At 64.9% G+C, this 8,605-nt stretch carries 5 protein-coding genes and 2 pseudogenes; 4 read left to right on the top strand and 3 right to left on the bottom strand.

Going from position 1 to position 8,605, the window contains the following annotated elements; all coding sequences use genetic code 11:
• Positions 1 to 267: ClpB D2-like domain containing protein (locus tag AC5JJ6_RS30165; protein ID WP_496045599.1), on the top strand; the 267-nt coding region annotated here is incomplete at its 5' end.
• A gap of 260 nt (positions 268 to 527) precedes the next feature.
• On the top strand, positions 528 to 2,390 hold the full coding sequence (gene ftsH / locus AC5JJ6_RS30160) for an ATP-dependent zinc metalloprotease FtsH (RefSeq protein ID WP_496045598.1): 1,863 nt from the start codon (positions 528 to 530) through the stop codon (positions 2,388 to 2,390).
• 1,169 nt (positions 2,391 to 3,559) lie between these two features.
• On the opposite strand, the pseudogene AC5JJ6_RS30155 reads toward ftsH, so the two are convergent.
• Positions 3,560 to 4,290 (bottom strand): annotated as a pseudogene (locus tag AC5JJ6_RS30155) (IS630 family transposase); the annotation flags it as partial.
• A gap of 606 nt (positions 4,291 to 4,896) precedes the next feature.
• Complete coding sequence (locus AC5JJ6_RS30150; RefSeq protein WP_496045597.1) at positions 4,897 to 5,589, bottom strand: calcium-binding protein; 693 nt, start codon at positions 5,587 to 5,589, stop codon at positions 4,897 to 4,899.
• A 610-nt stretch (positions 5,590 to 6,199) separates the two neighbouring features.
• Between AC5JJ6_RS30150 and AC5JJ6_RS30145 the strand changes: the two genes are divergently transcribed.
• Positions 6,200 to 6,943 carry a transposase gene (locus AC5JJ6_RS30145; RefSeq protein WP_496045596.1) on the top strand — a complete coding sequence of 248 codons (744 nt, stop codon included), beginning with the start codon at positions 6,200 to 6,202 and terminating at the stop codon, positions 6,941 to 6,943.
• Positions 6,944 to 7,045: 102 nt separating this feature from the next.
• On the opposite strand, the pseudogene AC5JJ6_RS30140 reads toward AC5JJ6_RS30145, so the two are convergent.
• Positions 7,046 to 8,285 (bottom strand): annotated as a pseudogene (locus AC5JJ6_RS30140) (IS1380 family transposase); the annotation flags it as partial.
• Positions 8,286 to 8,397: 112 nt separating this feature from the next.
• Here AC5JJ6_RS30140 and AC5JJ6_RS30135 point away from each other — a divergent pair.
• Positions 8,398 to 8,605: transposase (locus AC5JJ6_RS30135; protein WP_496045600.1), on the top strand; the 208-nt coding region annotated here is incomplete at its 3' end.

Here is an 8,605-nt window from a genome sequence, read left to right as displayed (position 1 = left end):
GCCGGCCTCAGGCGGCTGCTGGAGGACCGCAAGATCGCGCTCGTCCTGGACGACAAGGCCCGCGAGTGGCTGGCCGAGGCCGGCTACGACCCCGCCTACGGCGCCCGGCCGCTGAAGCGAGTGATCCAGCGCAACCTGCAGGACCAGCTGGCCAACCTGCTACTGGAAGGCCGCATCCACGATGGCGAGCAACTGCGGGTGACCGCTGGACCGGACGGGCTGGAGGTGCGGCGGACGGGCTCGCCGCGTCTCGCCGAGGCGGCGTGAGGCGAGGACGCCGTGATCGTGTCGAAGGGCGAAGGAGGCGTTCACAGACGCCTCCTTGTCCAGAGGTAGGACGGAGCGCGCTTTCGTTGCCGGCAATTGTGCCGTCCTGACGAGGCCGCTGCGAGCCAAGCGGGCGGACCAACCCAGGCACTGAAGGGAGGACAAATATGCCAAGCGATGCTCCCGAGGTCACGAGGGCGAAGCCGCCGGCGCAGTCGGGCACCGCTTGGCTGAACCGGGCTCGTGACTGGTTCCCGCAGATGCTTCAGCTGCATCCAGACGGGCGTAAGCCGAACAAGCAGCAGTTGGGTGCGCATGCCGGTTACTGGATCGCAGCCTTCATCGTGATCACCTTTCTGCAGAGCTGGTGGGCCGCCAGCCAAGCCGTTCAGCGGATTCCCTACAGCGACTTTCGTCAGCTGGTTCGCGAGCACAAGGTCGCGTCCGTTCAGGTTTCTGGCTCTCACTTGTTCGGCGAGCTGAGGACGCCAACGCCAGACGGCCGAAGGCTGTTCGAGACCACTGCAGTGCCCGAGGACATCGCGAAGGAACTGGAAGCTGCGGGTGTCAAGTTCACCGGCGTGGTGCCAAGCACCTTCTGGTCGAACCTGTTGTCGTGGCTCCTCCCAACCGCCGGTTTCTATCTCCTCTGGGCATACGGTTGGCGGCGAGCCGTCGCCAATCTCGGGATGGATGGCGGGCTGATGTCGATCGGTCGGTCCCGCGCGAAGATCTATGTTGAGACCGACACCAGGACCACCTTCGCCGACGTGGCCGGCGCCGACGAGGCCAAGGATGAGCTGAAGGAGATCGTCGCCTTCCTGAAGGATCGGGAGGGCTATGGACGTCTGGGCGCGCGCGTGCCGAAGGGCGTGCTCCTCGTGGGTCCACCCGGCACGGGCAAGACGCTGCTCGCACGTGCCGTTGCAGGCGAGGCTGGCGTTCCCTTCTTCTCCATCTCCGGCTCGGAGTTCGTGGAGATGTTCGTGGGTGTCGGCGCGGCCCGTGTCCGGGATCTCTTCGAGCAGGCGCGTGACAAGGCGCCGGCCATCATCTTCATCGATGAGCTGGATGCGCTCGGCCGAGCCCGCGGCGCCTATGGCCTCGGCGGCCATGACGAGAAGGAGCAGACCCTGAATCAGCTCCTGGTCGAACTAGATGGTTTCGATCCCCGCACCGGCGTGGTCCTGCTAGCCGCCACCAACCGTCCTGAGGTGCTGGATCCCGCGCTGATGCGGGCCGGCCGGTTCGACCGGCAGGTGCTGGTGGACCGCCCGGACAAGCCCGCGCGCGCTGCCATCCTCCAGCTCCACCTCAAGCGTATCAAGGCAGCACCCGTAGTGACCGCCGAGCGGCTGGCCGAGTTGACGCCCGGACTGACCGGGGCGGATCTGGCCAATGTCGTGAACGAGGCGGCGCTGCTCGCGACCCGGCGGAGAGCGGATCAGGTCGACATGTCCGACATCAACGAGGCCGTAGAACGGGTAGTGGCGGGTCTCGCCCGCAAGACCCGCGTGCTGAGTCCGCAGGAGCGGGAGACGGTCGCCTATCATGAGATGGGGCATGCCTTGGTCGCGCTCTCGCTGCCCGGCACGGACCCCGTCCACAAGGTCTCCATCATTCCCCGGGGCGTGGGTGCGCTGGGATACACGATCCAGCGCCCCACCGAGGACCGGTTCTTGATGAGCAGGGAGGAGTTGGAGAACAAGATGGCTGTACTCCTGGGCGGCCGCGCAGCGGAGGTGCTGGTATTCAACCGCATTTCGACCGGCGCGGCGGACGACCTGCAGCGGGTCACCGACATCACCCGCGCCATGGTCACGCGCTTCGGTATGGCCGAGGAACTGGGGCCGGTCACCTTCGAGCGCGAGCAGCGTAGCTTCCTTGGTGCGCCGCCGCCTGCCTTTGAGCAGCCGCAGCGGGTCTATAGCGAGGCGACAGCCCAGGCCATCGACCGGCTGGTCCAGAAGTTGGTTCAGAGGGCATTCGGGCAGGCCTCCGACCTTCTGGAGGAGCGGATCGACATCCTGCACCGGAGTGCGAAGGAACTCCTGGCCAAGGAAACCTTGAGCGCCGAGGAGCTGGCCGTCCTGACCGGAAAGGTGGAGACCCTGGCGGCCTAACGATGCCCGAGCCGTCGCGCCCTGGACGAGCTTGTCCTCCAGGGCGGCGATCGCGGTTCTGCCAGCGCTCACGCCGAACTTGACGTCATGAGTTCGACGGCGAGCTTTATCGGGACCGTCGCACAAGTTGGGGTCGCAACATCCTCGGCTGGGAGAGACTCCCATCAGCGGAAAAGCCTGGGGTATTTTTTCAACTCTGATTTCGAGTCAGATCAAAGCGATGCTGCTGGTTGCCGGCATTTTAGCGCGAATGCTGTCGCCAAGAGGACTGCCCGCGTGACGTCATTCAGCGCCATAACGGTCGAGCCCCAATCGTGCGACGGTCCCGCAAGTACCTCAATAACATACTGGAGAAAGTCCAATCACAAATGACAAAACCGGACTTGCTCGCTGGCCCGGTCCATTGGCATGACGTTGCGGATCTCCACCTTTCCATTGCTGACGATCACGCGGTCGATCAGGAGTTCGACCACGGACTGCCCTGCTCGAAGGTGTACCAGCGAAAAATTCCCCCGCCTCTTGAAGAGCCTTCTGACAAGAATAATTCGCTGATCGGCGGGGCTACGCCGGTTGATTGTCGGTGCGACACCGCTTTCCGCAACATTGGGAGCTATGGGTCGCGGAGTTCCAAGATGAGCGAGCTTACGGGATCAGACAGCCACTTCGCTGGATCTGGATTGCGTCTGCTTCGTGATCTACAAAACGGACGGGCCACAAGCGGCGCCGCATTCACTCACCCTGATCAAGTGGTGAATAACCTTGAGCTAACCCTTGCTGAAAAACGCGAGATCTTGGCCTCATGGGCATCGGATACCCACGCCGTCCTAGATCAACCTGCCTTTCGGCAACTGGATAGCGGGGCTCTCGTACGGGCCGAGGAGATTTTCCAGGCACTCAGGTCCCTGGACAGGGCCCAGCTACGGCTAGATCGCGCAAGATCCGAGAACATTCTTGCCTTGCGGCCGGCCTCTGGGCGCCGCAACCGGCGGGAGCTTCCGGTGCAGCGCAACGGGCGCTTCCGGTGGGATAGTCCTGACGATGACGATGACCCTCCGCCTTTCCCGGCGAGGGCGCCCGTCCCAAATCAGGGCCCCCCACCATGTCCAGCGGTCGCTGCCGTCTCAACCCATCTAGCCGACGCGGCATAGAGCGGTCTGATACCAGCGCCCCTAAACCTTGACCTGTGCCCAGTCGCGGGTGGCGATTGAGGTGATGCGGGCTGGATCGTCGATCAGCGCGTTCCAAGCGGTGCAGCAGGCGTCGACGATGGCGTCGTAGCTGTCGAAGACCCGGTTGCTGAGCTGGTTCTGGCGGAGGAACTGCCGGACGGTTTCGACCGGGTTGAGTTCGGGCGAGTAGGGCGGCAGCGGAAGCAGGCTGACGTTGTCCGGTACGCGCAGCTTGCCGCCAGTCTGGTGCCAGCCGGCGCCATCGAGCGTGACCACGGCATGCGCCCCGGGTGCCACCAGCGGGCTGATCTCGGCCAGGTGCAAGGTCATGGCTGGCCCATTGGCGAGCGGCAGGACCAGGCCTGCACCGGTGCCGCGGGTGGGGCAGACCGCGCCGAACAGGTAGGCCCAACGATAGCGCTGATCGCGCGGCGCCGGCGGCCGGCTGCCCTTGGCGGCCCAGATCCGGGTCAGGGTGCCCTGCTGGCCAACCCTGGCTTCGTCTTGCCACCAGAGCTCGATTAGCTTGCCGCGGGCGTGCTCCGGGATCGCTGCAGCAACGAGGGCGGCAAAGTTTTTTTATGCGCCTCCTGGGCCGCCGCATCGTGTCCGGGATGCCGTGGCCGCACCGACAGCCGCCGAAAGCCCAGCCGGCGCAGCAGCTTGCCCACGGTGCGCACATCGGGCCGCACGCCGAACCGCTGCTCGATCACTACGGCCAGATCGGCCCGTAGCCCAGTCGTTCCGGCCCGTGAGCTGGCAGACCTTCTCGCTGGCGCCGTGTGTGAGATCCGCGCTTGGCGCGGCGCCTGGAGCGCATGCCAACAGCCCTGCCGAGGTTGCTGCAAGGATCATGCGCCGCCAGGACTTTTCTCTACCTTCTCCTGCGCTGTCATTTGTGGCTTCCACGTACCGGGACTTGCTGCTGTGGGCCACGCCAGAGGCTAAAGTACAACCCATGTTTGGATGCGTCAGTTCACGAGCGTCGTCCATGTTCTCGCACCTTCCCAACCATTGATCCGGCTTGGGTGCAGTCGGAAGGCCAGAGCCCAGCACTGAAGCGACCCAGCCCGCTCAGCGCTCGGTACGGTTCCACTTGTTAAAGGTATGTTTCACAGGCTCACCATGATAGCCTGTCGACCTCTGTACTGGCGCTCGCGGGCGCGACTTCCTAATGAGCATCCGTCCTGGCCAACCTGTCGGGGCACATGTCCCATCATGGTGCTCGACGGCAGGGGTGGACGCTGGTGTTCCCGATAGGTCGGCCCGTCTGGCCAGGTTACGACCTGGGCTGACCAGACATCCTGGAGGGTACGGGTGGACGCCCTCCCATGCCATCAGATGAGCAGAAAGTCCGAAGCCAGTAGAGTGCCGCTGAAGTTCTCCAGCGTGATCGTCCCATGGCCTGCCACGGCAATCACCGTGCCGATCTCGCCCGGCGGCCCGGGCAGTCCTTGCGTGATCGACAGATCTTTCAACCCATCCACCCCCAATCCGGCGAGCAGAAGCCGATCCTCACCCTGGCGGAAATCGCCGATGCGATCGTTCCCGAAGCCTGCCGTGAAAACGAAAATATCGCGCCCGCCGAGCGCACCGTTGCCCATGATCTGGGCATCGCCCCACACCTGATCATTTCCGGCTCCGCCAACAAGCAGATCGCGCCCGCCGTGAGCTTCATCGAGGATCTCGAAGCTGTCGCCAAACAGGGCATCATCGCCCCTTCCGCCACTCAGCAGGTCGTTGCCGCCGCGGGCCTGCCCCCGGATGTAGACACTATCTCCGGTCAGTGTATCCATGCCTGGTCCGGCATCGAGCCAATCATTGCCACCGCGCGCTGTTCCGGAGAGGGTGAGCGCGTCTCCATACAGGGCGTCGCCAACACCTCGGAAGCCAACGCCGCCGAGGCCGAAGATCAGATCATTGCCGCCCTTACCCGAGGCGATCTCCCCATCGGAGTCTCCGTAGAGAAGATCCCGCTCATCATCCTTGCCGATGATGACGTCACTCGTAAGACCCGCTGTGGTATTCACTCTCCGATCCTTCGCTTTGCCTGCATGGTTCTGTTTCGCCGAGCGGCCCGTCAGGCCTTGATCAACCAACGGTAATCGCCACCAGCCCTACAAAGATGCGGCGGCGCTCGAGCATTCTGCGACGCTGTGTAGAATCAGCAAGCGGTTCCCTGATTGAATCGCCGGACGCAGACGAAACAAGCTACCAGCAACCGCACAAATAGGACCGGCGATCTGTTGCCAATTTTTCAGATGTCTGAGCGCTTCGAATCCTAGCCCATCGTATTCACCGGGCAGCAATGGCAAGGTCGTCCGGGAGCTGATTTGAGCAGCGGGCATACGCCCGCATCCGCATACGGCGGTGATGTTGGGCTGGGACGGGCGGCATTCGAGGTTGCTGGGAAGGCACGGTGGGGCATTGGCCCCGTCGCTTATGGTCCGGCTGGCTGGAAGCTGCGGGCGAGGCCACGGAACAGCACCGCATGCGGGCAGGCAGCGGCGAAGGCGAGGCGGATCCGGCTGGCGGTCTCGATAACCCGGCTTAGAGTCTGAACGCGAAATAAGCCGGGTCCTTCGGGTCGGCTTCGACACGTAGGGCAGTGCGCCGGTCGAGCCTCACTATGTTGGGCCGATGTCTCGCACCAGCCTACGCAGCAGTGTCGCCCTGCCTCCGCCTTCGGCTCGCCGTGTTCCCCGACCCAGCCGTGGCGACGGCTGGAACATATTGGCTGACATCGAAGTCTTCGTCTTCGCGGTCGAGGCGGAACTGGAGGCGATGGACCGCGAGCGGGTCGGCGTGCATCGCCGTGGCCGCAAGCCGGACCTGACCCTGCGGCGACGCCTGATCGGGCTGATCTGGACCCTGACCTTCGGCGGCTTGCAGTGGCGCATTGCGGGCTGGCTCTCGGGTGTTCCCTTCACCACCCTGCACAGCAGCTTCGCGCGCTGGACCCGCCTGGGCCTGTGGCGCCGGCTGGGCCAACGTCTCGCGCTCGATTGGCGACTGGCCTGCGGCGACGAGGTGCTGCCCTCGGCGGTAGTGGCCGACAGCCGCTCCCTGCGGTCAGCCCCGACGGCATGGGTGCGCGGCATCGATGGCGGCAAGCTGGTCAAGGGCGTGAAGCTGTTCGTGGTCTGTGACAAGCATGGATCGCTGCTCGACCTCGAACTGCAACCGGCCAACACGGACGATCGCGCAGGCGTCATGCCGATGCTGCCGCGGCTGGCCGCGCTTGGCTTCCAGGGGGCTCTCCTCGGCGACAGCAGCTTCAAGGGCGCACCCTTCGCCACGGCAGCGCTCGAGCATGACATCCATGTCTCGGTCTCGCTCGGCGGCACGCGCGACGGGCGCTTCCTGCAGAACGGGATCAGGTGAGTTGTGGAGCGGCTGTTCGCCTGGTTCAGCCGCTATCGGCGCCTCAACATCGTCTACGACCGCGCCGCAGATCTCTTTGCCGGGCACATCTGGATTGCGATGATCTCTATTATTGCACGCCGTCTCGTCGCCCAAACCCAGGCGCAGCAAGGGGTTTAATCGCGTACAGCTTCTTTCCACTTTGAGCAGGCGCAGCCTGAGAGTGGCGAACTCGGCAGCCGCCAACTCATGCGTCCTGGGGATGCGGTCACGCAGGGTCAGTAGCAGCCAGTAGGCGGCGGTGTGCAGGACAAGACGGACCTGGTTGGCCAGCGGCGAGCGGCAAGAGGTGCGGTCGGAGCCAAGCTGGGCCTTGTGCAGCTTCACCAGGTTCTCCGCCTGCCCCCTGGCGCAGTACAGGCTGTCGTAGAGCCACTCGGCGCTGCCGCGAGCAAAGCTGGTGACCACGAAGCGGATGTCGAGGCCCTGGGTACTGGCCTCGATGCGGGCGACCACCCGGCGCTCGCAGGACCAGGACTTGGCGCCGTAGCGCGTCTCGGCATAGCGGCGCAGCACCGGAGCGCTCCCCTCGGCGCGGCGGACCCGCACGTCATCGGCGGCGTCCTCGACAGCAGCCCGCAGCACGGCGTTGGTCGGCAGGCCAAAGACGTAGTCGATCCCCTGTGCTTCGCAGAAGGTCATCACCTCCGGGCGGCCATAGTGGCCGTCCCCACGCAGGGTGATGTGGGTGTTTGGCCAGTGGCGCCGGATCTGCCGGACCAGGCGGCGCAGATGGCTCCGGATCTCCTGGCCGGAGGGGGTCTTGCCCGGCCGCAGCAGTACCATCACCGGGCGGGAGGTCGCGGTGTCATAGATGTGGATCGGCAGAAAGCAGCGCTCGTCGTAGTGGGTGTTGAACAGCGACAGCTGCTGGCGGCCGTGCACCACGTCGACCGTATCATCGATGTCCAACGTCACGGCGGCAGGCGGCTTGCGGTAGCTGGCGCAGTAGAGGTCAACCATGGCCCGCGTCAGCCGGATCACCTTGCGTAGGGAGGGCGCGTTCTCCCAGCGCGACATAGTCGGCTGCGAGCACAGGTCGCGCCCTGTGTCGGGCAGGCGGCCGCAGGCCAGCTTGAAGCCGGGATCCCGGCGCAGATGGTCGAGGTCGTCGGCATCCTCGTAGCCGCAGGCGATCGCCAGGATCCGGGCCCGAAGGATGTCGGCCAGCGGGTGGACCACCCGCGACGGGTCGCGGGGGTCGGAGATCAGTGCCGCCAAGCCATTCGCCATCGAAAGCGGCAGCCACTTTCTTACGGTCGATCGCTGGAAAGCCGAATGGCTGGGTCGTATCGTCGTCCATGGCGGGTGTGGCACGGCCTGAGAGTGCTTCGGGTTGGCTTCGACACCCAAATTCGTAAACGCCATCAGCAGCTTACGCCATGTCTGCCAGCCACTCCGCAGGCCCGTGGTGAATAAGAACGGCTAGTCCGTTCGCCAGCGGAGACCGGCACAGGGAGCAGGGCATCTCCAAAGCAGGCAATCCGCTCCTACGCAAGAGCATGGTCGAGCTCGCCTGGCTCTGGCTGCGATACCAGCCCGACACTGCTCTCGCGCGATGGTTTACCGGACGCGTCGGTGAAATCCGGGGCCGCATCCGAAAGATCACCGCCGTCGCCCTGG

The sequence above is a fragment of the Skermanella sp. genome, from assembly GCF_059503625.1.
Note: the sequence above shows the minus strand (reverse complement) of the source record. Positions and strands in the feature narration are given on the sequence as shown.